19 protein-coding genes are annotated in these 24521 nt (G+C 64.1%); 4 read left to right on the top strand and 15 right to left on the bottom strand.

What is annotated here, in order from left to right; genetic code table 11:
* Position 1 precedes the first annotated feature (1 nt).
* The 5 genes from CYJ07_RS01365 to CYJ07_RS01345 form a co-directional block, all read right to left on the bottom strand.
* A complete protein-coding gene (locus tag CYJ07_RS01365) occupies positions 2 to 670 on the bottom strand; it encodes an NADH:ubiquinone reductase (Na(+)-transporting) subunit D (RefSeq protein ID WP_104201865.1) in 669 nt (222 codons plus the stop codon).
* Between the two features lie 11 nt (positions 671 to 681).
* A complete protein-coding gene (locus CYJ07_RS01360) occupies positions 682 to 1494 on the bottom strand; it encodes a Na(+)-translocating NADH-quinone reductase subunit C (RefSeq protein ID WP_104201864.1) in 813 nt (270 codons plus the stop codon).
* Positions 1494 to 2720, bottom strand: a complete 1227-nt coding sequence (locus CYJ07_RS01355) for an NADH:ubiquinone reductase (Na(+)-transporting) subunit B (protein ID WP_104201863.1) — start codon at positions 2718 to 2720, stop codon at positions 1494 to 1496. Before CYJ07_RS01355 ends, CYJ07_RS01360 begins: the two co-directional genes overlap by 1 nt.
* Positions 2720 to 4069: a Na(+)-translocating NADH-quinone reductase subunit A gene (locus CYJ07_RS01350; protein WP_104201862.1), complete on the bottom strand. Its 1350-nt coding sequence runs from the start codon at positions 4067 to 4069 to the stop codon at positions 2720 to 2722. The genes CYJ07_RS01355 and CYJ07_RS01350 overlap by 1 nt, the downstream gene beginning before the upstream one ends.
* 363 nt (positions 4070 to 4432) lie before the next feature.
* On the bottom strand, positions 4433 to 5896 hold the full coding sequence (locus tag CYJ07_RS01345) for a glyceraldehyde-3-phosphate dehydrogenase (protein ID WP_104201861.1): 1464 nt from the start codon (positions 5894 to 5896) through the stop codon (positions 4433 to 4435).
* 237 nt (positions 5897 to 6133) lie between these two features.
* Between CYJ07_RS01345 and mfd the strand changes: the two genes are divergently transcribed.
* Positions 6134 to 9583, top strand: coding sequence for a transcription-repair coupling factor (gene mfd / locus CYJ07_RS01340; protein ID WP_104201860.1), 3450 nt, complete (start codon positions 6134 to 6136; stop codon positions 9581 to 9583).
* Between the two features lie 185 nt (positions 9584 to 9768).
* Positions 9769 to 10845, top strand: a complete 1077-nt coding sequence (locus tag CYJ07_RS01335) for a L,D-transpeptidase family protein (RefSeq protein ID WP_104201859.1) — start codon at positions 9769 to 9771, stop codon at positions 10843 to 10845.
* Between the two features lie 139 nt (positions 10846 to 10984).
* Here the strand turns inward: CYJ07_RS01335 and CYJ07_RS01330 are convergent, their stop codons facing one another.
* The 8 genes from CYJ07_RS01330 to CYJ07_RS01295 all read right to left on the bottom strand — a co-directional run bounded on the left by CYJ07_RS01330 (position 10985) and on the right by CYJ07_RS01295 (position 21033).
* Entirely contained in the window at positions 10985 to 11248 is a 264-nt protein-coding gene (locus CYJ07_RS01330) for an Lpp/OprI family alanine-zipper lipoprotein (RefSeq protein ID WP_104201858.1), read from the bottom strand.
* A 191-nt stretch (positions 11249 to 11439) separates the two neighbouring features.
* Positions 11440 to 12054, bottom strand: a complete 615-nt coding sequence (locus tag CYJ07_RS01325; RefSeq protein ID WP_104201857.1) for a L,D-transpeptidase family protein — start codon at positions 12052 to 12054, stop codon at positions 11440 to 11442.
* A 131-nt stretch (positions 12055 to 12185) separates the two neighbouring features.
* Complete coding sequence (locus tag CYJ07_RS01320) at positions 12186 to 13433, bottom strand: GspE/PulE family protein (protein ID WP_104201856.1); 1248 nt, start codon at positions 13431 to 13433, stop codon at positions 12186 to 12188.
* Between the two features lie 144 nt (positions 13434 to 13577).
* A complete protein-coding gene (locus CYJ07_RS01315) occupies positions 13578 to 14036 on the bottom strand; it encodes a hypothetical protein (RefSeq protein WP_104201855.1) in 459 nt (152 codons plus the stop codon).
* Positions 14037 to 14167: 131 nt separating this feature from the next.
* Positions 14168 to 14632, bottom strand: a complete 465-nt coding sequence (locus tag CYJ07_RS01310; protein ID WP_104201854.1) for a DUF6586 family protein — start codon at positions 14630 to 14632, stop codon at positions 14168 to 14170.
* Entirely contained in the window at positions 14629 to 17256 is a 2628-nt protein-coding gene (gene topA / locus CYJ07_RS01305) for a type I DNA topoisomerase (protein ID WP_104201853.1), read from the bottom strand. Before topA ends, CYJ07_RS01310 begins: the two co-directional genes overlap by 4 nt.
* A 285-nt stretch (positions 17257 to 17541) precedes the next feature.
* Complete coding sequence (locus CYJ07_RS01300; protein WP_104201852.1) at positions 17542 to 19938, bottom strand: DUF3141 domain-containing protein; 2397 nt, start codon at positions 19936 to 19938, stop codon at positions 17542 to 17544.
* A gap of 144 nt (positions 19939 to 20082) precedes the next feature.
* A complete protein-coding gene (locus CYJ07_RS01295; RefSeq protein ID WP_104201851.1) occupies positions 20083 to 21033 on the bottom strand; it encodes a biotin carboxylase N-terminal domain-containing protein in 951 nt (316 codons plus the stop codon).
* A gap of 115 nt (positions 21034 to 21148) precedes the next feature.
* Here CYJ07_RS01295 and CYJ07_RS01290 point away from each other — a divergent pair, with 115 nt between their 5' ends.
* The gene (locus CYJ07_RS01290) at positions 21149 to 22138 is read left to right on the top strand and encodes a LysR family transcriptional regulator (protein WP_104201850.1); all 990 of its coding nucleotides are present in this window, start codon (positions 21149 to 21151) and stop codon (positions 22136 to 22138) included.
* Between the two features lie 182 nt (positions 22139 to 22320).
* A complete protein-coding gene (lipA, locus tag CYJ07_RS01285; protein WP_104201849.1) occupies positions 22321 to 23373 on the top strand; it encodes a lipoyl synthase in 1053 nt (350 codons plus the stop codon).
* 112 nt (positions 23374 to 23485) lie between these two features.
* Here lipA and lipB read toward each other — a convergent pair whose 3' ends face one another.
* Together lipB and CYJ07_RS01275 are read right to left on the bottom strand one after the other, a co-directional pair.
* Entirely contained in the window at positions 23486 to 24175 is a 690-nt protein-coding gene (gene lipB / locus CYJ07_RS01280; protein ID WP_104201848.1) for a lipoyl(octanoyl) transferase LipB, read from the bottom strand.
* Positions 24175 to 24489, bottom strand: coding sequence for an HP0495 family protein (locus CYJ07_RS01275; protein ID WP_104201847.1), 315 nt, complete (start codon positions 24487 to 24489; stop codon positions 24175 to 24177). Before CYJ07_RS01275 ends, lipB begins: the two co-directional genes overlap by 1 nt.
* Positions 24490 to 24521: the final 32 nt, after the last annotated feature.

Here is a 24521-nt window from a genome sequence, read left to right as displayed (position 1 = left end):
GTTACACGGCCTCCTTCGGCATGCTGTTCTTTCTCATCACGAACTCGTTCCTCTCGACCTGCTCCGGATGCGTCTCGCGCAGCGCCCAGATGATCAGGCCGATGATGAAGAACGCAGACGGCGGCAGCAGCAGCAGGCCGTTGGGCACATACCAGCCGCCATCCTGCACCGTCTGCAACACGGTAAAACCGAAGATGCTCCCAGAACCGAGCAGCTCACGGAAGAAGCCGACGGTCATCAGAATGAAACCGTAGCCCAGCCCGTTGCCGACACCGTCCAGGAACGAGAGGCCCGGCGAGTTCTGCATGGCGAAGCCTTCGGCACGCCCCATCACGATACAGTTGGTAATGATCAGGCCAACGAACACCGAGAGCTGTTTGGACATCTCGTAGGCGAACGCCTTGAGCACCTGATCCACCACGATCACCAGCGAGGCGATGATGGTCATCTGGACGATGATGCGAATCGAGGATGGGATATGGTGGCGAATGAGTGACACGAACAGGTTGGAGAACGCCGTTACCGAGATAACGGCCAGCGCCATGACCAGCGAAACGCTCATGCTGGTCGTCACCGCCAGCGCCGAGCAGATACCGAGTACCTGAAGGGCGATGGGGTTGTTGTTGAAGATCGGGGTCGTCAGGACGCCCTTGGGAGTCACAGCGGACATGTTCAGGCTCCTTAAGCTTCGGCTTCGAGTTCGACGTCGGCTTCCTGCACCTCTTCCCGGTCGACTTCGCTACGGAAGCGCGCCAGGTAGGTACCGAAGCCCTCCGGACTCAACCAGAACTGCAGCATATTGGTGACGCCGTTGCTGGTCAGGGTAGCGCCAGACAGCGCATCGATTTCGGTCTCGTCATCAGCGCCACCCTTGGTCAGATGGATGGCAGGTGTCAGATCTTCCCCGTCGGCGAAGATCTTCTTGCCTTCCCACTGGGCCTGCCAGCGCGGATTGTTGACCTCGGCGCCCAACCCAGGCGTCTCGCTGTGCTCGTAGTAGGTGATACCGACGATGGTGTTGCCATCGCCTTCCACCGACATGAAGCCACGCATCAGCCCCCACAGGCCCTGACCGCGAATCGGCAGAATGATCTGGTCCGGGTCCTCGGCGTCACCGACCAGATAGACCGTGGCGAAGTTCTCCACGCGGCTCAGACCTGCTATGTCGCGGTCACCCGACAGAGTACGCCCCATGGCCGGATCGCGCGCTGCCTGGAAGTGGTCGAAAGTCTCCGGATCGAGCTCATCGGTGTACTCCCCCGTGCGCATATCGACCACGCGTGGGGTGACCTCGCTGAATGCCTCCTCGACATCCATGCCCGGCTCGTACAGGTTGGCCACGCTCAGGATGTTCGTCTTGCGATCGAGTTCCTGGTTGAGCTGTTGCTTGGGCCGCAGCGCCACCGCCGCGGTCGACACGATGACCGAACACACGATACAGAGTGCGAACGCCACCGTGAGAATCTTCTTGATGGAGTTATTGCTCTGTGCCATCAGGCGGTCTCCCCGGCCGGCACACCGACGCGCCGCATGCGACGCTTGATGTTGGCCTGAACAAAGAAGTGATCGATCAGCGGAGCGAACAGGTTGGCAAACAGGATCGCCAGCATGATGCCTTCAGGGAATGCCGGGTTCACCACGCGAATCAGCACGGTCATTACACCGATCAGAATGCCGAAGATCAGTCGACCGGGATTGGTCATCGAAGCGGACACCGGATCAGTCGCCATGAAGACCATGCCGAAAGCGAAGCCCCCGATTACCAGATGCCAGTACCACGGCATGGCGAACATGGGATTGCTCTCGGAGCCGACCAGATTGAATAGCATGCTGGTGCCGACCATACCGATCAAGCAACCCAGCATGATTCGCCAGGAGGCGATCTTGGTCCACAGCAGCACCGCGGCGCCGATCAAAATGGCCAGGGCCGAAACCTCACCCACGGAACCGGGCAGGAAGCCGAGGAAGGCATCCCACCAGCTGTACTGGGAAGTCAGCTCCACCATGCCCTCCTGGAAGGCGATGGAGAGAGGCGTCGCGCCGGTATAACCGTCGGCCGCCACCCAGACCTCATCGCCCGAGATCTGCGCCGGGTAGGCGAAGTAAAGAAAGGCACGACCGGTCAGCGCCGGGTTGAGGAAGTTCTTGCCGGTGCCGCCGAAGATCTCCTTGCCGATCACCACGCCGAACGTGATACCCAGCGCCACCTGCCACAGCGGGATGGTCGCGGGCAGAACCAAGGCGTAGAGCACGGACGTGACGAAGAAGCCTTCGTTGACCTCGTGGCCGCGCTTGATCGCGAACACCACTTCCCAGAACCCACCGACAACGAAGGTCACCAGGTAGATCGGCAGGAAGTAGGTGGCGCCGAGCACGAAGTTGGCCCACAGGCTGCCCGGGTCGTGGCTGCCCGCCAGCAGCATCACCACGGCTTCGCGCCACCCACCCAGCGCCTCGTAGCCGTCAGCGATCGCCATATTGGCCAGCCAGCCGACATTCCACATGCCGAAGAACATGGCCGGGAAGGTACATAACCATACGGTGATCATGATGCGCTTCAGGTCGATGCCGTCGCGCACATGCGCCGTGGTCTTGGTCACGCTGGGCGGCGAATAGAAGATGGTGTCGACCGCTTCAAAGAGCGGATACCACTTCTCGTACTTGCCACCCTTGTGGAAATGGGGTTCGAGATTGTCGAGTGTCTGTCGGATACCCATCATCAGGCCTCTTTCTCGATCATGGTGAGGTTTTCACGCAGGATGGGACCGTATTCGTACTTGCCCGGGCACACGTAGGTGCACAGCGCCAGGTCCTCTTCATCCAGCTCCAGGCACCCGAGTTGCATGGCCACCTCGATGTCGCCGACGATCAGCGTACGCAGCAATTGGGTCGGAAGAATGTCCAATGGCATCACTTCCTCGTAGACCCCCACCGGCACCATGGCGCGCTCGGAGCCGTTGGTGGAGGTGTTGGGCGCATAATTGTTGAGCCCCATGAACCTCGACAGGTAGATGCCCAGCACGGAATGGCGGTTGTTGCCCGGCGACAGCCAGCCCAGGAAGCTGCGCTTGTTGCCCTCTTCGAGCAGGCTGAACTGGTTGTGAAAGCGTCCCAGATAACGCAGGCTGCCCTCCGCAGTGAACCCCGAGAACACCGAACCGGAGATCACGCGCGTATCTTCGGGTTGGAGGATTTCTCCCGCCAACAGTTCCTCGGTGCTGGCCCCGATTCGTGTCCGCAGCAGGCGCGGCTTCTCGGCACGCGGCCCGCCCACGGCGACGATTCGCGACATGTCGAGCCTGCCTTCGGTGAAAAGCTTGCCGAAGGCGATCACGTCCTGATAGCCGATATGCCAGACACGCCTGTGCAGAGCGACCGGCGACAGGAAATGGATGTGCGTACCGACCAGACCGGCCGGATGCGGGCCGCCAAAGGTCTCGACCTGCACGCCCGCCACGTCGCCGCCGGGAATGGGTGCGTTGGGCGCGGTGCACAGGAAAACCTTGCCCTGGGTCAGCCGCGTGAGCACCTTGAGACCATCTTCGAACGCCTGCGGCTGCTCACCGATGACGTCGGCGGGATTGGCACACAGGGGGTGAGTGTCGATAGCCGTGACGAAGATGTCCGCCGGCTCGCTGTCGATCGCCGGCGTGCGGGAATAAGGACGCGTACGCAGGGCCGTCCACAGGCCCGACTCGACCAGCTGCTCGACGACCGTCTTGCGCTCGAGGCTCTCGAGCTTGTCGCGATCGTGAGCGGTGAACTCCACCGCCTCCTCGTTCTCGTCGACCTTGACGACGACCGAGAGCAGCTTGCGCTTCTCCCCACGGTTGATCGCGACGACCTCACCGGCCGCCGGAGCCGTGAAGCGTACGCCTTCATTCTTCTTGTCGGTGAAGAGGAGTTGGCCCAGTTTCACCTTGTCCCCTTCCCGGACCTCCATGGTCGGCTTCATGCCGACGTAGTCGGTACCCAGGATGGCCACGTGGCGCACGGACCGAGCATCGTCGATGCGCGGCTCGGGCGCCCCCATGATGGGGAGATCCAGGCCTTTCTTGACTTCGATCATAGTCTCGCCCAGTTGATGGATCGGATATACGAAGGAAAGGGGTTCGAATGGATTCGAATTCTTATTGCGTCAGTACGTTACCAGTCAGGCCCGAGCGGTTCGGGCCACCCCGAAAAAATCCACAGTATTATAAAGACAAGCGCGACCAAAGACCACACGGCCTAAGGTCGCAAAAGAGGGGAGAAAAGCGCCTGTCACGCGGCTTCGGCTAGGTTCAATAGGCGTTGAAAGGCGCTCGTTCAAGGGCTGGGAAGGTCCTGGTGGATCGAACCGGCCAACCGGGACATTGGCTCAAATGACGTGAAGATGACCTGGATCAGCCATTCCCGACCCGCGAGGTCGGGAATGGCCGGTGCCGCAAGGCTAGGCCTGGGCGCGAGGAAGCTTGAGGAAGTGTACGTTGGAGATGTGCTGCAGGATCCGCACCACCTGGCAACTGTAGCCGAACTCGTTGTCGTACCACACGTAGAGCACGGCCTGCTTGCCGCTGGCGATGGTCGCCTTGGCGTCGACAATACCAGCGTGGCGGTTGCCCACGAAATCCGACGAGACCACCTCGGGCGAATCGACGAAGTCGATCTGCTTCTGATAGGCGGAGTCGATCGACATGCGACGCAGGTAGTCGTTGAGCGCCGCCGCGTCGGTCTCGTGCCCCAGGGTCAGATTGAGGATAGCCATGGAGACATTGGGAATCGGCACGCGGATGGCGTTGCCGGTCAGCTTGCCGGTCAGCTCCGGCAGCGCCTTGGCCACCGCCTTGGCCGCCCCGGTCTCGGTCAACACCATGTTGAGCGGCGCGCTGCGACCGCGACGGTCGCCCTTGTGGTAATTGTCGATCAGATTCTGGTCGTTGGTGTAGGCGTGCACCGTCTCCACGTGACCGCATTCGATGCCGTACTCGTCGTTGAGCACCTTGAGCACCGGCACGATGGCGTTGGTGGTGCATGACGCCGCCGAGAGGATGGTGTCGTTCTCTTCGATATCGCCATGGTTGATGCCGAACACGATGTTCTTGATGTCGCCCTTGCCCGGTGCGGTCAGGAGCGCCTTGGACACGCCCTTGCACTGCAAGTGCTGGCCGAGGCCCTCTTCGTCACGCCAGATGCCGGTGTTATCGACTACCACGGCATTGTCGATGCCGTAGGCGGTATAGTCGACGTCGCTGGGCTTGTCGGCATAGATCACATGAATGACGTTACCGTTGGCGGTGATGGTACGCGCTTCGGTATCGACGTGGATGGTGCCGTCGAAAGGACCATGGACCGAGTCACGGCGCAGCAGGCTCGCCCGCTTCTCGAGGTCCTTGGCGATGTCGCCGCGCCCACGCACCACGATCGCACGCAGGCGCAACAGGTTGCCGCCGCCGGCCTTCTCCACCAGCACCCGGGCCAACAGACGGCCGATGCGGCCGAAGCCGTAGAGCACCACATCCTTGGATTGGCCGTTGTTACCGTTCTGATCGTGCGCATCGACGATCTCGGCAAGCTCCTCGCGCAGAAAGGCCTTGGCGTCGACGCCGCCGCGCTTCTTGAACGCCACGCCCAGCTTGCCCACGTCGACGTGAGCCGGCCCCAGGTTGAGCTCGGCCATGGCCTGGACCAGCGGCAGGGTATCCCGCACCGAGAGCTCGGTTCCCTCGACCTTCCTGACGAAGCGATGATCCTTCAGAATGCGGATCACCGAGCGGTTGAACAGTGAACGCCCGTAGAGCGTGGTAACCACATTGTTTTGGCGATAGAGGCTGCCGATCAGCGGGATCATCTGCTCGGCGAGCGCCTGGTTGTCGTGCCACTCCTGGAAGACGGTCTCGAGGGGTTGCTGACTCACGTGAAGCCTCTCTCATATAGTCGGGAATTCCGTCACATTATCCCGTTCACGCTTCGGTGGGGCAATCGAAGGATAGTCGCAGACGCTGTAGGGGGATTACAGGAAACCGAGTTTGACTACAAGCGTCGCATCGGGCTGGTATGATGCTCTTCCACTCTTCGCAAACGCCCTTTGACAGGCGTCGCGACCGGCCCTGACCGCTCGCATTCACGACACACGACATGGCCTGACGACACCATGCCCAACTTTTCGCCGCTCGACCCGCCACGCCCTCAAGGCGTGCGTGACACACTTTACTGGCACATGCCGCCCGGCAGTGCGCCCGCCCTGGCGCTGGCCCATCTCGCCGAGGATGCTCCCCTGCTGGTGATCGCTCCCGATACCGCTGCCGCCCAGCGGCTCGAGAACGACCTGCGTTTCTTCGCCTCGGTGTCGGTATTGCCGTTTCCCGACTGGGAGACCCTGCCTTACGACAGCTTCTCGCCGCATCAGGATATCGTCTCGGAGCGCCTGCGCACGCTACGTCGGCTGCAGAACGGCGAGCATGGCATCGTGTTGGTGTCGATCAACACCCTGATGCAGCGACTGCCACCGGTCGACTACATCGCCGGGCGCGTGATGACGCTCGAAGTGGGGCAGACGCTGAATCGCGAGGGATTTCGCGAGAGCCTCTCCCGGGCTGGCTATCGAGCCGTGGAAACCGTCTACGAGCCGGGTGAGTACGCCTTGCGCGGTGCGCTGATCGATCTGTTCCCGATGGGCAGTGACGGCCCGCTGCGCATCGACCTGTTCGACGACGAGATCGACAGTCTGCGCCGCTTCGACCCAGATACCCAGCGCAGCCAGGACAAGGTGGAGCGGGTGGAGCTGCTGCCCGCCCACGAATATTCGCTGTCGCGCTCGGCCATTGCCTGTTTCCGCGAGGGCTTCGAGACCCTGTTCGATGTCGACCCCCGCCAGTGTCCGCTCTACGTGGACGCCCTCAAAGGCATACCCTCCCCCGGCCTGGAGCAATATCTGCCGCTGTTCTTCGAGGAGACAGCGACGCTGTTCGACCATCTGGCCGAAGGCACCCGGATCGCGCTGCTTCCCGAGACCTACCCCGCCGCCGAGCACCACTGGGCGGCGATCGAGAGTCGCTACGAGAATCTCGGCGTCGATCCCACCCGGCCGCTGTTGCCACCCCATCGCGCCTTCGTCCCGGTGGCCGAGGCGTTCGGCGCCATCAAGCGCCACCCTCGGGTCGAACTGGTCGCCGACCCCGAACGTCGTCATGCCCTGACACCTGCCGCTCGCGCCCTGCCTGAAGTGGCGGTGAACGCCCGTGCGAAGCGGCCGCTGGCATCGCTGGCGCGCTTTCTGGAGGAGCAAGGCGAGACCCGGGTACTGTTCGTCGCCGAATCGCGGGGACGCCGCGAGGCGCTGGAGGAAACCCTGGCCCCGCTGCCTCTGACGCTTCCTCATGTCGCAGACTTCGCCACCTTCCTGGCCGGCGACATGCGTCTGGCCGTCACCGAGGGCGAGATCGATGCCGGGCTGTGGCTGGAGGACCCGGAACTCGTCGTGATCAGCGAGACCGAGCTGTTCGGCGACGTGGTGCGCCAGAGCCGACGCCGCGAGAAGGCGACGGACCTCGGCGAACTGGCAATACGGCATCTCTCGGAGCTGCGCCCAGGGGCACCGGTGGTGCACCAAACCCATGGCGTGGGACGCTACCGCGGTCTCGAGCGACTCGAGGCCGGCGGCCAGGCTGCGGAATTCGTGGCGCTCGAGTACGCCGAGGGCGCCAAGCTCTACGTGCCGGTGGACAATCTGCACCTCATTTCACGCTATGCCGGTACCGACGACGAGCTCGCCCCGCTGCATCGCCTCGGCTCCGACCAGTGGGACAAGGCGCGGCGTCGTGCCGCCGAGAAGATCCGCGACACCGCCGCCGAGCTGCTCGACGTCTACGCACGCCGCGAGGCCCGCGAGGGGTTCGCCTGCACCCCGCCCGATGAAGAATACGCTCGTTTCGCCGCCAGCTTCCCGTTCGAGGAGACTCCCGATCAGCGCGCCGCCATCGCCGCCGTCATCGGCGACATGACCGCACCGCGCCCCATGGATCGCGTGGTCTGTGGCGATGTCGGCTTCGGCAAGACCGAAGTCGCCATGCGTGCCGCCTTCCTCGCCGTGCATTCGGGACGCCAAGTGGTGGTACTGGTTCCCACCACCCTTCTCGCCCGACAGCACTACGAAAACTTCCGCGATCGCTTCGCCGATACCGCGGTGCAAATCGAGCTGGTGTCGCGATTCACCGCCGGCAAGGGACAGGCTGAGTCGCTCAAGCGTATCGAGAACGGCCAGGCGGACATCGTCATTGGCACCCACAAGCTGCTGTCGAAGTCGATGAAACTGCCCAATATGGGACTTCTCATCATCGACGAGGAGCACCGCTTCGGCGTCTCCCAGAAGGAGCGACTGAAGGAACTGCGTGCCGAGGTCGACATCCTCACACTCACCGCCACGCCGATCCCGCGCACCCTCAACATGGCCATGAGCGGCATTCGTGACCTGTCGATCATTGCCACACCGCCGGCGCGCCGCCTGTCGGTGAAGACCTTCGTCCAGCAGCGCGACGAATCGATCATCAAGGAGGCGATCCTGCGCGAGATCCTGCGTGGCGGCCAGGTCTACTACCTGCACAACGAAGTCAGGACCATCGAGACCGCCGCCGAGACGATTCGCGCGCTGGTGCCGGAAGCACGGGTGGCGGTCGCCCACGGCCAGTTGCCCGAACGGGCGCTGGAGCGGGTCATGTCGGATTTCTATCACAAGCGCTACAACGTGCTGGTCTGTTCCACGATCATCGAGACCGGCATCGACGTGCCGAGCGCCAATACCATCGTCATCGAGCGAGCCGACAAGTTCGGCCTGGCCCAGTTGCACCAGTTGCGCGGCCGCGTGGGCCGAAGCCACCACCAGGCTTACGCTTATCTGCTCGCTCCGCCACCGCGGGCCATCACCAAGGACGCCGTCAAGCGCCTTGAGGCGATCGGCGCCGCCGAGGATCTCGGCGCCGGGTTTACCCTGGCCAGCCACGACATGGAGATTCGTGGCGCAGGCGAGCTGCTCGGCGATGAGCAGAGCGGCCAGATGGAAGCCATCGGCTACACCCTCTACATGGAGATGCTCGACCGTGCCGTGGCCGCCATCCGCGCGGGCAAGACGCCCAACATCGAGGCGCCGCTCAACGAAGGCGTCGAAGTCAGCCTCAACCTGCCCGCCCTGATCCCCGACGACTATCTGCCCGACGTACAGCAACGCCTGGTGATGTACAAGCGCATCGCCAGCGCCAGCGACGAAGGCGAGCTCAAGGAGCTGCAGGTGGAAATGATCGATCGTTTCGGCCTGTTGCCGGCACCGGTCAAGACGCTGATGCGCCAGACTCGGCTACGCCAGCGTGCCGAGCGTCTCGGCGTGGTGCGCCTCGAGGCCGGCACCGAACGCGGGCGGGTAATCTTCGGCGCCCAGACTCGCGTCGACCCGCTGATCCTGGTCAAGCTGATCCAGGGTGCACCCAAGCGTTACCGGCTCGACGGCGCCGACACGCTGCGCTTCGAGGCCGCCATGGATAACGAGGAGGCCCGATTCCAGGCCGTGGAAGAGCTTCTCGACACGCTCAACCGCAAGACCGAGGCCGCCTGAGCGCACCCCGTCGGTGCTGGGGCTCCCCCCGCGCCGCAGAACGCTATACTATGCGCAAGTGTCTTATCGCAGTCCGACACAACCTCTGCGCCACCTTGAGTGGCGCTTGATCGTCGTGCTGAACGGTGCCGGATGCCAGGAAGCGTCCCTCCGGCAGGCGACCCAATGACGAGAAAGCAACGTTGATGAAGAACCCGACATTGGCCATGCGGATCGGTCTTGGTGCCGCCCTGCTGGGCCTGGCTACCCTGCTGACTTTTCCCGCCATCGCCGAGGAGGACGCGGAAGAACGCGACTCCCTGCCCCGTGGCCACTATCACATGCCGGACGAGGGCAACGTGATCGGTGGGATCTACACCGTGACCGTAGAGGAAGGGGAGACCCTGCTCGATATCGGACGCCGCCACAACGTGGGCTACGAGGGGATGCGAATGGCCAACCCCGAAGTCAGCGTCTGGGCCCCCCGGCCGGGCACCGAGGTGATCATTCCCGCGCAGTACATCCTGCCCGACGCCCCACGCGAGGGCATCGTGGTCAACCTCTCCGAGCTGCGTCTTTACTACTACTCACGCCCGGGTATCGTCGAGACCTATCCGATCAGCATCGGTCGCGACGGCTATGCCACCCCGGTCGGAGTCACCCGGACCACGGTCAAGGTGAAAGACCCTCACTGGTCCCCGCCGCGCTCGATGCGTGAGGAGGCTGCCGCTCGCGGTGAACCGGCCCCCGCCATTGTGCCACCCGGTCCCGACAACCCGCTGGGCCGCCATGCCATTCTGCTTGGCCTGCCCAGTTATCTGATTCACGGCACCAATCGTCCCGACGGCGTCGGCATGCGCGCCAGCCGCGGCTGCATTCGCATGTTCCCCGAGGATATCGAGTCGCTCTACGAGCGCGTCCCGAGCGGCACCCAAGTCAATATCATCGACCAGCCGTTCAAGGTCGCCTGGTCCGCCGACGGGGTTCTCTACGCGCAGTCGTTCCCTCAGCTCGAGGAGAACCTCGGCACCTTCGAGCCGATCCTCAACGCCATGGAAATCGTGGCCGGCGCCTTCGACGAGGAACCCGCACCGATCGATTATGCCCAGCTGCGCCAAGTGGTGGAGCAGCCCGACGGTCGCCTGGTTTCGCTGCTTCAGGTCGCCGATGAAGAACCGGCCTCGGAGGGTCATGAGGAGGCGCTCGACGGTGGCTTGTTCTCCGAACTGGAGATCACTCAGAAGCCCGAACTGTTCTCGGAACTGGAAGTCAGCCACCTCTAGCTTGAAGCCACGGCGGAAATCGCCCGCGATGCTCCGCTGTGGTGAAGTACAAGCCGCTCCAACGAGAAAACCCCGCCTAGGCGGGGTTTTCCTATTGCAGAACCGCCATTGCCCTTGGCAATGCGGCGCTCCAGCAGAATTACTTCTGCATGGAACGCTGGAACATGCGGTTCATTTCATCGCGGTTCTGCTCGGACATCTGCAGAGCCGCCTGGGCGTCACGCTGCGCCTGGTTGGCTGTGTTCTGCGCCTGAGTGGCGATGCTGCGTGCTTCAGCAGCGTCGGCCTGAGCCGCTTCGGCAGTCTGGCGAACTTCGTCCAGCGCAGCGTTAGAGGCACAACCGGCCAGGATGGCCAGAGAAGCAGCAGCGGCGGTCAGCTTCAGGGTGGTCTTCAGAGTCATGGTGTTCTCCTTGAGTCTTCCTTGGTACTGCACAGGTTAGTACAGCGGCGTTAATGAAGCCTGAGATCAGGCTATCCTGCTCAATGCAGGATTCTTGCAGCGACTGCTGCCAAGCACAGGAGTCAAACGCTGTTTTATAATACCCTACGGCGCTTGTCCATAGCTCGAAACGTCCCTTGCGTATCTAGAGCCTAGCGGATGACGACGCGAGTGCCAATGCCGATTAGCTCGGAAAGCCTGTCGATCTGCGTATCCGTCACCGCCACGCAACCCTGAGTCCAGTGGTAGCTGGCATGCACCTCCGGGTCTGCCCTACCGAGACCGTGGATACCGATGTAGCCTCCCAGCACGGTGCGCTGGGGCGGATAGCCATGGCGCCGGTAGTAGGCGAAATAATCCGCGTAATCTTGCTCCGTGTAAAGCCCTGATTCCAATGCCATGCGCGCATGCGATGGCGTCGGGTAATCAAGCCCGATGAAGGTGCGCCATTGGCTCTCCCAATTAAAACGGTTGACACGGAACTCCCCCTTAGGCGTTACATTGCCTCCCTCGGTGCGCTCAACACTCGCCCCGCCACGTCCCAGCGAGATCGGAGCGAATCGCTCGAGGCGAAGATTGCCACGATAGACGCTCAGCGACGCCTCGACATCATCGACGAGCACCCAGACTTCATCGGCATGGCGTGGGATATCGGCGCGCGCCAGCAGCGTTTCGATCAGATTGGCGCTGGAGCGCTCGGCAAGGAGCAGCGTAAAGGGTGTCAGCAGGGCGAGCTGGCCAAAACGGCGACGAGTGATGGAGGTCATGGCTCCTCATGCGGACTGAATCGATACGTAGTTCGCCGTGTTATAACGCATCCGGGTCGCCGCTGTCTGTCGTCTTGGCGTAACACGGAGCAGGTCCTAAGATCTTTCGTTCGGTGAGCGGAGCGGCATGGTCAGGCCGTGAGTATGGCCCCCATGCGAAACACCTCGCGCAGCGAGGTGACGCCTGCCTCGGCCTTGGCCAGGCCATCGGCCAGCATCAGCGTCTCGCCTCGTTCGAGCAGGGCGCGACGCAGCTCGGACTCGTCGGCATGGCGCAAAATCCGGGCGTAGTCCTCCGGGGTGAGCTGCCATATCTCGAAAACCCCGGTCCTGCCGCGGTACCCCAGACCATCGCACTGCGCACAGCCCGACGCGCTCCAGGCCAGGTCCGGCACTTCCAGCCCGATGGCCTGCAGCCACTCGCTGTCGACCCGCTCCGGCGGCTGCTGTACGCGACAATGCGGACACAGACGACGCACCAGGCGCTGCGCGATCACCAGCCCCAGGTTGGCGCCGATCTCGCTGTCGGAGAGCCCCAGTTGGCGCATCGAAGTGACCACGCCAACGGCATCGCGACTGTGCAGGGTGCCCATCAGCGAACGGCCGCTGCTGGTGACACTCAACGCCGCGCGAGCCGAGTCGCCATCGCGAATCTCGCCGATCAGCACGTAATCGGGGTCCAGGCGTAGGAGCGAGCGGGTCCCGCTCTCGAAGCTCAGCCCATGCTCCTTGTCCACCTGAACCTGATTGATGCCTGAAACGCCGTACTCCACGGGGTTTTCCAGCGTCACCACATGGCTGTCGGTCAGCCGCAGCTGGTTGAGCAGCGTGTAGAGCGTGGTGGTTTTGCCGGCGCCGGTGGGCCCGGCCACCAGCAGCATGCTGCCGGTGGCATCCATCCATCGGCGTATCCCCATCGCCCCCTCCTCACCGATGCCCAGAGAGGCGGTATCGTCGAAGGTCTGCGGCGGCGCCAGGAAACGCACCGCGAGTTTCTCGCCCGCCACGCAGTGCACCGCCGTGACCCGCATGTAGAGCGCTTCGGCCCCGGGCTCGAGCGCCCAACTGAAGCTGCCCTCGGCGGTCGCCAGCGAAGGAACCGGATTGAGCCCCGATAGCACCTTGAACTGGTTGACCAGACGCGCCCCCTGGCCGGTCTCGATGCGCAGTGCGTCGACGATGCGGCCGTCGATGCGCAGGCGAATGCGGTAGGCGTCATGGATGGGGTCGAGATGAATATCGGTCGCCCTGGCCCGCAGGGCATCGTCAAGCAGCGCGTGGGCCTCCAGGGCATTGCTGCCGGGAGCCGGTGACGCTTCGAGCAGCGGGCGCAACGCCGGCATCAGGTGGGAGCGGTAGGTGTCTTGACTATCGGGCATATCGCTTCCTCCGTGAAGAATCCACGCTTCGGTGGACCGAAGCGTGGTCGATGGAAGCAGTCTAGCCCAGACTTCGCAGCGAAGAGAGGCATCGCCCGGCGCGGCGAGAGCCGGCGGCTCGAACGCCGGCCGGGCGCAGAAGGTCTAATCCTTCTGCTCTACGGTAAAAATGCTCAGCAGCTTGTCCTTCTTGCCGTAGAGATGCACCGACGTTTCCGGGAACGGGAACCGATCCAGGTATTCGCTTGTGTTGTTGAAGCGCGGCTTGTGCGCATGGATCATGGCCGCCAGCAGGCGCTCACGGTTCGCATGGCTGCAAAGCCCCATCGAGTACCATAGTTCCTCGCCCGGCTCGAGGGTGTCACGCCACAGTTCCTTGTCGGGGTGATGCTGCAGGCAGTAGCGCACGTTGCGATGCTCACCCACGTAGAGAAGTTGCTTCACCTCCATCTCTTGCGATTCGGCTTCTCGGGCCGCACGAAAGACGCAGTAGATACCGGAATCGTCCGGCACTTCCCGCAACGTTTCATCGGTCCAATAGCCAAGCATCTCGGGAGAGAGAAAAACGCTCGAGCTGGCATTCATCGTGGATCTTTCCGGCATGGCGGTCTCCTTGCACTGGGGAACCTACCTGCAGTCTGGCATATAAACTCAATAACCTTCGAGCGACTGCACGTCGCACCTGCCAAACGACCGGCGCCTGGTCCCCTTATCAATGATCGAGAGGGCCCCGCTCACCATTCGATGCTGGTCTCGCGCAGCATCGCGATCTCATGTTTGGCCTCCCGCAGGCAGGCGCGTAACTCTTCGCCCAGTGCCGCCGCACTGCCCACGGCAATCATGCCCTGGCCTGCCGCGCTGCGGCGTCGCGCAGCGCCGGCACTATCGTGCAGCGCCTCGATACGATCGAGCAGCCAAGCCAACCAACTCTCGGGGCGTGCCGCTAGCTCGCGCAGGCGATGCAGCTCGGCGATGCCCGCCCCTTCGGGACCGAGCAACTCGCGCCATTCATGACGCGCCAGGCGGGCATGCTCTGTGACTTCGCGCAGCAGCGACTCCAGCGCCAGCTCGGCCAGGGCGAGGGCCGATTCTTCCGCGGCCATGCGCCGGGCCTCGGCATGTTCGTCCTCGCCCGAGGCGATATCCAGCATCAGCTCGGCCTGGTAGAGCAGTTGATTGGTACGGGCTCGTGGGTTCACTTGCGCTTGTCCTCCACCTGCCACCTACCGTTAGCGTAGGATGCCTTCCACCCGGTTGCCTTGCCCTCCTCCTCGGTCATCACGAACTGCTCCTTCTGCTTGCGCGAGAAGCGGATCTGCGCCGGGCGACCCTCCGGATCCTCGCTGGGCGCGTCGAGCAGGTAGCGATACTTCTCGGGAAGCTCGTCGGCGTGTGCCCGCAGTTCGCGCACCAGGGGCGGGCGCGTCTCGCGATTGCGAGGGAATTTGCTGGCGGCAAGGAACAGGCCGCTGGCGCCGTCGCGCAGCACATAGTGGTCGTCGACCTTCTGGCAGGCCAGCTCCGGCATCGGAACGGGGTCCATCTTGGGCGGGGCCACCTCGCCGTTGCGCAGCAGCTTGCGGGTGTTCTTGCACGCCTCGTTGGTGCAGCCGAAGTACTTGCCGAAACGCCCCGACTTGAGCTGCATCTCGCTGCCACACTTGTCGCACTCGATGGTCGGTCCGTCGTAGCCCTTGATGCGGAACTTGCCGGGCTCGATCTCGTAGCCTTCGCAGTCGGGGCTGTTGCCGCAAATATGCAATTTGCGCGTCTCGTCGATCAGGTAGCTGTCCATCGCCGTGCCGCACTTGGGGCAGCGGTGCTTGGCTCGTAGAGCCAGGGTCTCGGCCTCCTCACCGGCATCGGCGGGTACCGCCTCGTCGCCGGGAAGCAGGTCGATGGTGGTCTTGCAACGCTCCTTGGGCGGCAGGTTATAGCCGGAGCAGCCCAGGAACACGCCGGTTGAGGCCGTGCGTATCTGCATCTTGCGCCCACAGGAGGGGCAGTCGATATCGGTGGGCACCGGCTGGTTTGGCCGCATGCCCTCCTCGCTCTCGGCAGCTTCGAGTTCCTCGCGAAACTCGGCATAGAACGCATCAAGCAGTTCGCGCCAGTTGCGCTCACCCTCGGCGACCTCGTCGAGGCTATCTTCCATGCGCGCGGTGAAGGAGAAATCCATCAGGTCGGGGAAGGATTCCTTGAGCCGCTCGGTGACGATGTCGCCAAGTTTCTCGGCGTAGAAGCGCCGGTTTTCGAGCTTGACGTAGCCGCGATCCTGGATGGTGGAGATGATCGAGGCATAGGTCGAGGGACGGCCGATACCGCGCTTTTCCAGCTCCTTGACCAGGCTCGCTTCGGTGTAGCGCGCCGGCGGCTTGGTGAAGTGCTGCTGGGGGTCGAGCGCCTCGAGTTGCATGGGCGTGCCCTCGGCGAGGTCCGGCAACGCCTGGTCCTCGTTCTTGCCGGCCGGCTTCATGACCCGGGTGTAACCGTCGAACTTGAGCACGCGCCCCTTGGCCTTGAGCTCATAGCCGTCGGCTTCCACGGTGAGGGTGCTGGAGAGGTATTCGGCCGGGGTCATCTGGCACGCCACGAACTGGCGCCAGATCAATTCGTACAGGCGCTCGGCGTCACGCTCCATGCCGGCCAGGTCGGGGGCCATGCGATTGACGTCGGAGGGGCGGATCGCTTCGTGCGCTTCCTGTGCGCCCTCCTTGCTCGAGTAGCGGTTGGGCGACTCGGGCAGGTAGCGCTTGCCGTACTCCTGCTCGATATGCTCGCGCGCCATGGCCACCGCGTCCTGGGACAGGTTGGTGGAGTCGGTACGCATGTAGGTGATGTAGCCCGCCTCGTAGAGGCGCTGGGCCAGCGTCATGGTCTTCTTCACCGAGAAGCCGAGTCGCCCGCTGGCGGCCTGCTGCAGGGTCGAGGTGATGAAGGGGGCATTCGGCTTCGAACGGGTGGGCTTGTCCTCCCGCGCCGTGATGGCAAGGCTCGCCTTGCGCAGGCGCTCGATACGCTCGAGCGTTTCGGCTTCCGAGGTGGGCCGGAAGGCCTTCCCATCCTGACGCACCAGTTCGAAACGCACGGGCTCGCCATCCTTCGAGACGAGATCGGCATGCACGTCCCAGAACTCTTCGGGAACGAAGGCTCGTATCTCGCGCTCGCGTTCGACGATCAGGCGCACCGCCACCGACTGCACCCGGCCGGCCGAGAGGCCGCGGGCGATCTTCGCCCACAGCAGCGGCGAGAGCATGAAACCCACCACGCGGTCGAGAAAGCGCCTGGCCTGCTGGGCCTCGACGCGGGGAATATTGAGCGTGCCGGGCTCCTTGAATGCCTCCTTGATCGCATTCTTGGTGATCTCGTTGAACACCACACGGCGATAGCGCTCGTCGGCGCCGCCGATGGTCTCCTTGAGGTGCCAGGCGATGGCCTCACCCTCGCGGTCCAGATCGGTGGCGAGATACACGGCATCGGCCTTCTCGGCCAGCTTCTGCAGCTCGGCGACCACCTTTTCCTTGCCGGGCAGGATCTCGTAGTGAGCCTTCCAGCCGTGCTCCGGGTCGATGCCCATGCGCCGGATGAGCTGATCCTTGGCCTTGTGCTTCTTGTACTCGGCCTTCTCATCGGGCGACATCTTGCGTGTCGCTGCTGCCTGGCGCGCGCGCTCCTTGGGATCGGAAGCCGCCTTGCCCGAGCCGCTGGTCGGCAGGTCACGGATATGACCCACGCTCGACTTCACGATGAACTCGCTGCCGAGATACTTGTTGATCGTCTTGGCCTTGGCCGGCGACTCGACGATGACCAATGACTTGCCCATAGTGCTCCACATTCTGCACGGCGGGGTTCTGGAGCCCCACCTGAACGGTTCCGGTCCACCGGTGCCTCGGCGGACGATCCTCGCGGGGTGAAAAATCCGCTTACCCTACCCCAGCCACCCGCTTCGCGCCAGTCGCGACCACTTTGGCGGAGTAAACCAGCATCGGGAACGTAGCATCAAGGTAGCGTCATCGGCACGTCGGGCCAATGTCGTCCCCCCCAACGCTTGCGCCCCCGCCGGAAAAACCGGCGGGGGCGCGGATGGTGCTGTCATCGGCAAGCGGGGTCAATCCTTCTTGCTTGCCCTGCGCGGCGCCCGCTTGCCGGCGTTGCGCCGGGGCTGGCTAGCCTTCGATTCACCGGCGCTTTTCTGGGCGGGCGGTGCGGCAAGCAACCGCTCGACCTCGTCGCGTGCCGCGACCTCGGCCTTGGCCCCACTTTCGACCTGATCGTGCAGATCGGCCAAGGCCTGGCGACGCTCCGCCGGATCGGCCCGCTCCATGGCCTGCTCGAACAGAGACCGGATGTGCTCGTAGCGCTTGCTGGATTGCTCGGACAGCTCACCGCTGGCGGCCAGCACGTGGTCGATGTGCGCGAGGTAGCCGCGAATCGCCTCCGCGCTCTCGCCCGAGAGCAGCTCGGGAATCGCTTCGAGCGCCTCCTCACGGTGCAGCTTGAGAATGAAGAACTGTTCGCGCACCAAGTGCTTGAAGTCCGCCAGGCTGCTGCTGGGCTCCAGCTCGACACGGGACGTCCGCAGGCGCTTGAAGTTGCGTTCGTCGGTTGTCGGCGAACCGCCCAGCACGTGGATGACCGAACGCATCACCGCCTCGTGGCTGCCGCCTTCCGCCACGCGGTGCCGCAGCTCGTCCTGGCGCCGCTCGATGAAACGCCGATGCTCCGGCTCGCTGCCCGGACGGCGGCGATGCACGTGGGCGTCGCCACCCAGCCCCACCATCGTCTGCAGCAGCGGCTGGCCGTACACGGTGAGGAAGGTCTGCTCGATGCTCTGGTCGCGAATCTCACGCCAGGTATCCAGCGCGTGGCTGATCTGCGCCGAGACGGACTTCTCCATGGTGCGAAAGACGTTGTTCTCGTCGACCTGATGACGATCCTGACGCACCCAGTCCGCCAGCACCGGCAGGGGAACCGAAAGCGGGTTGCGATCGGAAAGCAGTTTATAGCCGAGTCGAATCGGATGGAGACGGCGTACCAGGCGAGACGCCTCGGGGGTCATTACCACACGAATCCAGGGCTGCCAGAACAGGCGGTAAAGTCCCAGATTGATCTCCGAGATGCGCGCCACGGTGGCGAAGCGAGTGTCGTCATCCTCACGATGATGCAGAACGTCGCGGTTGAGTCCTTCGATCGAACGCGCCTTGAACTCGAGCAGGTAATCGCGCTCCAGGAGCTCGGCGTCGTCGCGCTCGGCGGCGCTGGTCACGCTGGTCTCGTAGAGCCCCGGCGGCAGAACGTCGATATAGTCGATGTTGGCGGTGAACTCGGTATGCTCCTTACGAGATACACTGCTCGACACGAAGATGCCCAGATGACCGGTGCTGTCGTGCACGCAGTAGACGATGGTCTGCTCGTTGGCGATGATGTCGTCGACCCCGTCGTAGAGATCGCGTACCCAGCCCAGCGCCTGGGGAGGCGGCGTGATGTCGTCGCCCTGGGAGCAGAACACCACCACCGGCGAGCGCACGTTGCGCAAATCGATGCGCCGACCGTCGGAGGTGACCAGTTGGGCGGTCGAGAGTCGATTGCCGATGAACAGGTTGTCGACGATGTACTGGATCTCCTCGCCGCCCAGCACCACGTGGCCGCCCCACCAACGCTCGAAGTTCAGGTAGCGCTCCGCTTCGCTGTCGACGCTCGCATAGAGCCGATACTGCTTGTCCCACCAGGTGTTGGCCGGGTTGAGCCGCTCGAAGTTCTGGACCAGAAGGGCACCATCGAACAGGCCGCTGCCCAGATCGCTGGCCAGCGTCGTCATCCAGCTACCGCCGGACATGCCTCCGGTATAGCGCATCGGCGCGCGTCCCCGCTCGCCGGCCCAGTAGGAGAGCGGCGCACCGGCGATCAGGATCGGCCCGAACACGTCGGGCTCCAGCGAGGCCGCCATCATGATCTGCCAGCCGGCCTGGCAGTTGCCCACCACCATGGGCTTTTCGCAGGATTCCGGATGCAGCTCGACGACGCGGCGCAGGAAGGCGATCTCTGCTTCGACCACGTCCTCGACGGTCTGTCCCGGTTCCGGGTAAGGCAGGAAGCCGATGAAATAGCAGGGATGGCCAGCGCGCAGGGCGACGCCAATCTCGCTGTCCGGCTTGAAGCCGCCGATGCCCGGCCCGTGGCCGGCCCGCGGATCGACCACCACGAAGGGGCGCGACTGCGGGTCGATCTCGACCCCCGCCGGGGGCAGGATCTTCATCAGCTCATAGTTGACCGGCCGCGACAATGTGCGGCCATCCATCACGACCTCGGCGTCGAAACCGAGTACGTTGGGTTTGGTCTTCTCGATGTGTTCGAGATACTGGTTGCCCCGCTCGCGCATCACGTCCATGTAAAGCACACTGCGTTCGACGGCATCGCGCCAGTAGTCGAAGGCGGCACGGCCGATACCGAAGGGGTCAAGGAAACTGAGCGCCTCGGCAGGCGGTGTCGGCATCAGTGAGTTCATGTTCGACTCCAGAGGTTCGCCGACGTCGAGTGTCACGACATCGGGAAGAAACTGTTTGCTGCGCTGCAACAAGCATAGTACGCCCTGCGCCGGTCCGGCGCAGCCGTTTTTGTGGTTTTTTTGTGTCCGACGGTGCGATGAAGTTCAACCTCGCGGGTCGTCTCCATCCGTCGACAGCCCAGCATCACCACCCCATTCCGCCAGCGCGCGCCGTTCACGTCGCCGTGCCTCGGCGCCATCGCGCCCCCAAACCAGTAGCCGCGTCTCGGCTTCCGGAGCGAGGACGGCTCGGTCCAGCCGAACACCCGGCCCGCCTCCCAATTGCCCCACACCGGGAGCGAGCCGTCGCCAGCGCGCCTGGCCGGGACGCCCGGGACCATGCCCCATCGGCCCGACGCGGGGCCGCTTCAAGCGCTCCCCCGCTACCAGCCGCATCAACTCGACCGACAGGTCGAGGCCGGTCAGCACCTCGGCGAGTCCGTCAAAGCCGGTCAGTCCCGGCCACATGGCAACGAATCCCGGGCGATTGCCGACCAGAGTGAAGCTCAGTGTCGCCAGCCCCACCAGCCCCACGGCACGCGCGCCCTGGATCGCAAGCTGCCCCAGATAGGCGCGCTGTTCAGGGGTGAGTCGCTCGCTGGGCGCCACGGCGAAGGTATCGTCGAGCACTTCATGCTCGATCAGCGCAAGCGCCTGCCCCCGGGTATCGGCCAGTACCGGCAGGTGCACGCAGGGCGTCCGATGCCGAGTATCGCCCAGCGGCAACCCCGCCTCGCGCATCAACTGGCGGCTGGCGGCTTCATCGCACATGGCGGCGATCAGCGACTCGCGCGGGCCGATAAAAGCCAGGCCGGCCTGCTGACAGGCACGAGCCAGACGCCACTGCTCTTCCACGGAGGACTCGCCGGGATGCAGCGCCTTGCAGCCGAGCCGTACGGCGCGCTCGACGATGTCCTCACCATTCGCAGCGTTGCGCCAGTCCAGCCCGAGTTCGGCACAGGCCTGCTCCGCGCGCAGGGCCGCCAGGCCGCTTCCGGCCAGCATCACACGCTGCCAACTCAGGGCATGTCCCGAATCGTTGTCGTCGGCTTGCATGTCGTCAACCTCCTCGTCACCGCGGCGCTCGGCATGACCACGAGCGGCGGCGGTGATAGCATGAAAATGAGATGCCTCCACCGGGCCGCGCTGCGCCCTTCCAGCGGATCGACCGATGACGACGCCAAGGCTGTTGAATCGCCTGACCTTTCGCCAGCTCCAGGTTTTCCAGGCCGTGCACTCCCAGCAGTCCTACTCGCGAGCGGCCGAGCAGCTGGGCTTGACCCAGCCGGCGGTCAGCGCCCAGATTCGGCAGCTCGAACAGGCGCTGGGACAGCCGCTATTCAAGTATGCCGGCAAGACGCTTCATGTCTTGCCCGCCGCCGACGCCCTGGCCGCCTCGACCCAGGCCATCTTCGGTCAGGTCTCGCATCTGCAAATGGCCTTGTCGGACATGGCCGGCACCATCTCGGGCGAGCTCAATCTGGCAGCCGTTTCAACCGCCCAGTACGTGGTACCGCATCTGATAGCGCGCTTTCGCGCCCGCTATCCCAACGTGCAGGTACGGCTGCAGGTGTGCAATCGCAGCCAGGCACTCGAGCGCCTGGCCGCCCGCCGCGACGATCTGGTGATCATGGCCATGGTGCCCGAGGACGACGACAACCTCGTGTTCATGCCTTTTCTCGAAAACGAGCTGATCCCGGTGGTCTGGCCCGGACACCCTCTGCTCGAGGCTCGCTCGCCGACGCTGGAGGATCTGGCTCGCCACTATGTCCTGATGCGCGAGGCGGGATCGGGCGTACGCACCGCCTTCGAGCAGCTAGCCGCCGAACAGGACGTCGCGCTTCATCACACCATGGAGCTCGGCACCAACGAGGCCATCAAACAGGGCGTGATGGCACATCTCGGTGTCGCGGTCCTGCCGCGGCTGGCCGTGCGTCTGGAGCTCGGCGCGGGGCTGCTGGCCGAGCTGGCGTTGCCGGGATTCCCGCTGCGCCGCTCGTGGTGCACGGTCTACCCGCGTGATCGCTTCCCCACCCCGGTGACCGAGCTGTTCCTGCGCTTCGTGCGCGAGCGGCTCGGCGAAATCGATGCCCACTTCCGGGCGCCGCCGCAACCGATGCCCGATCACGGAGTGATCTGCCTGCCGATACCGCCCGCGTAGGAGTCCCCGCGCAGGGCGCGGTCGTCTGTCCCCAGGCGAGCGGGGTATGGTAGATTAATGGCCTGCGACCAACGTATCAATCTGCATACCATGTGGCCGTGCGCCGTCATCCCGGCCGCTCGCCGGACGCCTCAGGCAAGGCGACATGGTCTGGCAGCGCCGAGTGGAGGGGCTCACACCCTATGAGCGACAACGCCTCAAAACGTGTGCCGAGCGGGGAGAAGTTCCGCAACGAACATGGCATGGCCGTGATCAAGGACGGCATCAAGCAGCGCAAGCAGGTCGAGGAGCGCCCCGAGACGCACCGAAAACCGCACTGGCTGCGCGCCCAGATCCCGGGAGGCGACCGCTTCGAGGCGGTGAAGCGCAATGTCAACGAACACCGGCTGAGCACCGTCTGTGCCGAGTCTCACTGTCCCAACATGGGCGAGTGCTGGAGCAACGGCACCGCCACCATCATGTTGATGGGCTCGGTCTGCACCCGCGCTTGTCGCTTCTGCGCGGTCGATACCGGCAATCCCCGCGGCTGGCTCGACCACGAGGAACCGGCCAACACGGCCAAGTCGGTCGAGCTGATGGGGCTGCGCTACGTCGTACTGACCTCGGTCGATCGGGATGACCTGCCCGACGGCGGCGCCGGCCACTACGCCGACTGCATTCGAGCGATCAAGTCCAACACCCCAACGGTCGTCGTCGAGGCGCTGACCCCCGATTTCGATGCCGATCCGGTGGCCATCGAGCGCGTGGTCGATTCGGGGCTGGAGGTGTTCGCCCAGAACGTCGAGACGGTTGAGCGCTTGACGCACACCGTGCGCGACCCCCGCGCCGGCTACCGCAAGACACTGGATGTACTGGCCCACGCCAAGCGCCACAAGCCCGAGGTACTGACCAAGACCAGCCTCATGCTGGGTCTCGGCGAAACCGACGAAGAGATACTGGCCACCTTAGACGACCTACGCGAGATCGGCGTCGACATCGTCACGCTCGGTCAGTACCTGCGCCCCACCCGCAACCACCTAGCGGTGGAGCGCTGGGTTACGCCCGAGGAGTTCGAGCGCTACCGTCGCCTGGGACTGGAGAAAGGGTTCATGGAAGTGGCCTCGGGTCCGCTGGTACGCTCCAGCTACCGTGCCGATCGGGTATTCGAGAAGAACAACCTGGGCCTGGCCGCTCCCGCCGAGATACCCGGGCAGTCTCCCGATCCCAATCGCATCGACGCAATCAACGTCGGCTAAGGCTCTCACTCAGCCAATGCTGGCGCCATGCAAAAGGCGACCGCTCTCGCGGTCGCCTTTTGCATCATCGGGTTATCCACCCCCGGCATGCTTTGCGCCCTTTTCGCCGCGCTCAGGACGTCGGTGTCTCATGGATCGCGTGCGGGCAAGCGGCCTCGGCTTCGACCAGCACACGCCCCAGCTCATGGGCCAGGCAGTATGCGAGCCTCGACCCCACCGCCTCGACGCCGGGACAGTCAGCGATCAGATCGACGAGCCGCGTCATCGTCATACCGGCGTAGCCACAGGGATTGATACGCGAGAACGGAGTCAGGTCACCGTTTACATTGAGCGCCACGCCGTGAAAGCTCGCCCCGCGACGGATACGTAATCCCAGCGAAGCGATCTTTGTCTCGCCCACATAGACACCGGGTGCATCGGGACGTGCGTGAGCGCGGACGTCGTAATCGCCCAGCAGCGCAATCACCGCATTCTCCAGCGCCGAGACCAGATCGCGCACACCGAGCCGCGCGCGCCGCACGTCGAGCAACGGATAGAGCACCACCTGGCCGGGCCCATGGTAGGTTACCTGTCCGCCCCGATCGGTCTGCACCACCGGAATGTCGCCCGGCATCAGCAAGTGCTCGGGCTTGCCCGCCTGGCCCTGGGTGAACACCGGATGGTGCTCCACCAACCAGAACTGATCGGGCGTGCCACTGTCGCGGGTATCGGTGAGCTTGCGCATGGCTTGCCAGACCGGCAGATAGTCACGTCGCCCCAGGCGATGGAGCACAATCGGCGCAAGCGAGGCAAAACCGCCCATCAGACCACCATGTGCACGCGGCCAGTCGCCTTGAGTTCGGCGAACAGCGCCTTGAGCTGGGCCTCGCCCGTGGCTCGCAGCGTCAACCGCACCGACTGGTAACGCCCGTTGCGGCTCGCAACCACTTCCAGTCGCGTGGCGTCGAAGTCGGCGTCGTGGCGCGACACCACCTGGCACACGGTGGCCGGAAAGTCATCGGCGGCGTCACCCACTACCTTGATCGAATAGTCGCAGGGGAAAGTGATCGTCGGCGACGGGGTCGCGGCCCGCGCCGCCCTCACCTGCCGCATGTCACGCCATGTCTTGTCGCTCATGATTCTCTATCGAAGGCAATTTCCGAGTATTC

The organism is Billgrantia saliphila, from assembly GCF_002930105.1.
In the GTDB taxonomy this organism is placed as follows: Bacteria; Pseudomonadota; Gammaproteobacteria; order Pseudomonadales; family Halomonadaceae; genus Halomonas; species Halomonas saliphila.
Note: the sequence above shows the minus strand (reverse complement) of the source record. Positions and strands in the feature narration are given on the sequence as shown.

What these genes read in the sequence shown, in the direction of transcription:
- CYJ07_RS01365 (WP_104201865.1), bottom strand. Translation starts at nt 670, where the DNA reads ATGTCCGCTGTGACTCCCAAGGGCGTCCTGACGACCCCGATCTTCAAC.
- CYJ07_RS01360 (WP_104201864.1), bottom strand. Translation starts at nt 1,494, where the DNA reads ATGGCACAGAGCAATAACTCCATCAAGAAGATTCTCACGGTGGCGTTC.
- CYJ07_RS01355 (WP_104201863.1), bottom strand. Translation starts at nt 2,720, where the DNA reads ATGATGGGTATCCGACAGACACTCGACAATCTCGAACCCCATTTCCAC.
- CYJ07_RS01350 (WP_104201862.1), bottom strand. Translation starts at nt 4,069, where the DNA reads ATGATCGAAGTCAAGAAAGGCCTGGATCTCCCCATCATGGGGGCGCCC.
- mfd (WP_104201860.1), top strand. Translation starts at nt 6,134, where the DNA reads ATGCCCAACTTTTCGCCGCTCGACCCGCCACGCCCTCAAGGCGTGCGT.
- CYJ07_RS01335 (WP_104201859.1), top strand. Translation starts at nt 9,769, where the DNA reads ATGAAGAACCCGACATTGGCCATGCGGATCGGTCTTGGTGCCGCCCTG.
- CYJ07_RS01330 (WP_104201858.1), bottom strand. Translation starts at nt 11,248, where the DNA reads ATGACTCTGAAGACCACCCTGAAGCTGACCGCCGCTGCTGCTTCTCTG.
- CYJ07_RS01325 (WP_104201857.1), bottom strand. Translation starts at nt 12,054, where the DNA reads ATGACCTCCATCACTCGTCGCCGTTTTGGCCAGCTCGCCCTGCTGACA.
- CYJ07_RS01320 (WP_104201856.1), bottom strand. Translation starts at nt 13,433, where the DNA reads ATGCCCGATAGTCAAGACACCTACCGCTCCCACCTGATGCCGGCGTTG.
- CYJ07_RS01315 (WP_104201855.1), bottom strand. Translation starts at nt 14,036, where the DNA reads ATGCCGGAAAGATCCACGATGAATGCCAGCTCGAGCGTTTTTCTCTCT.
- topA (WP_104201853.1), bottom strand. Translation starts at nt 17,256, where the DNA reads ATGGGCAAGTCATTGGTCATCGTCGAGTCGCCGGCCAAGGCCAAGACG.
- CYJ07_RS01300 (WP_104201852.1), bottom strand. Translation starts at nt 19,938, where the DNA reads ATGAACTCACTGATGCCGACACCGCCTGCCGAGGCGCTCAGTTTCCTT.
- CYJ07_RS01295 (WP_104201851.1), bottom strand. Translation starts at nt 21,033, where the DNA reads ATGCAAGCCGACGACAACGATTCGGGACATGCCCTGAGTTGGCAGCGT.
- CYJ07_RS01290 (WP_104201850.1), top strand. Translation starts at nt 21,149, where the DNA reads ATGACGACGCCAAGGCTGTTGAATCGCCTGACCTTTCGCCAGCTCCAG.
- lipA (WP_104201849.1), top strand. Translation starts at nt 22,321, where the DNA reads ATGAGCGACAACGCCTCAAAACGTGTGCCGAGCGGGGAGAAGTTCCGC.
- lipB (WP_104201848.1), bottom strand. Translation starts at nt 24,175, where the DNA reads ATGGGCGGTTTTGCCTCGCTTGCGCCGATTGTGCTCCATCGCCTGGGG.
- CYJ07_RS01275 (WP_104201847.1), bottom strand. Translation starts at nt 24,489, where the DNA reads ATGAGCGACAAGACATGGCGTGACATGCGGCAGGTGAGGGCGGCGCGG.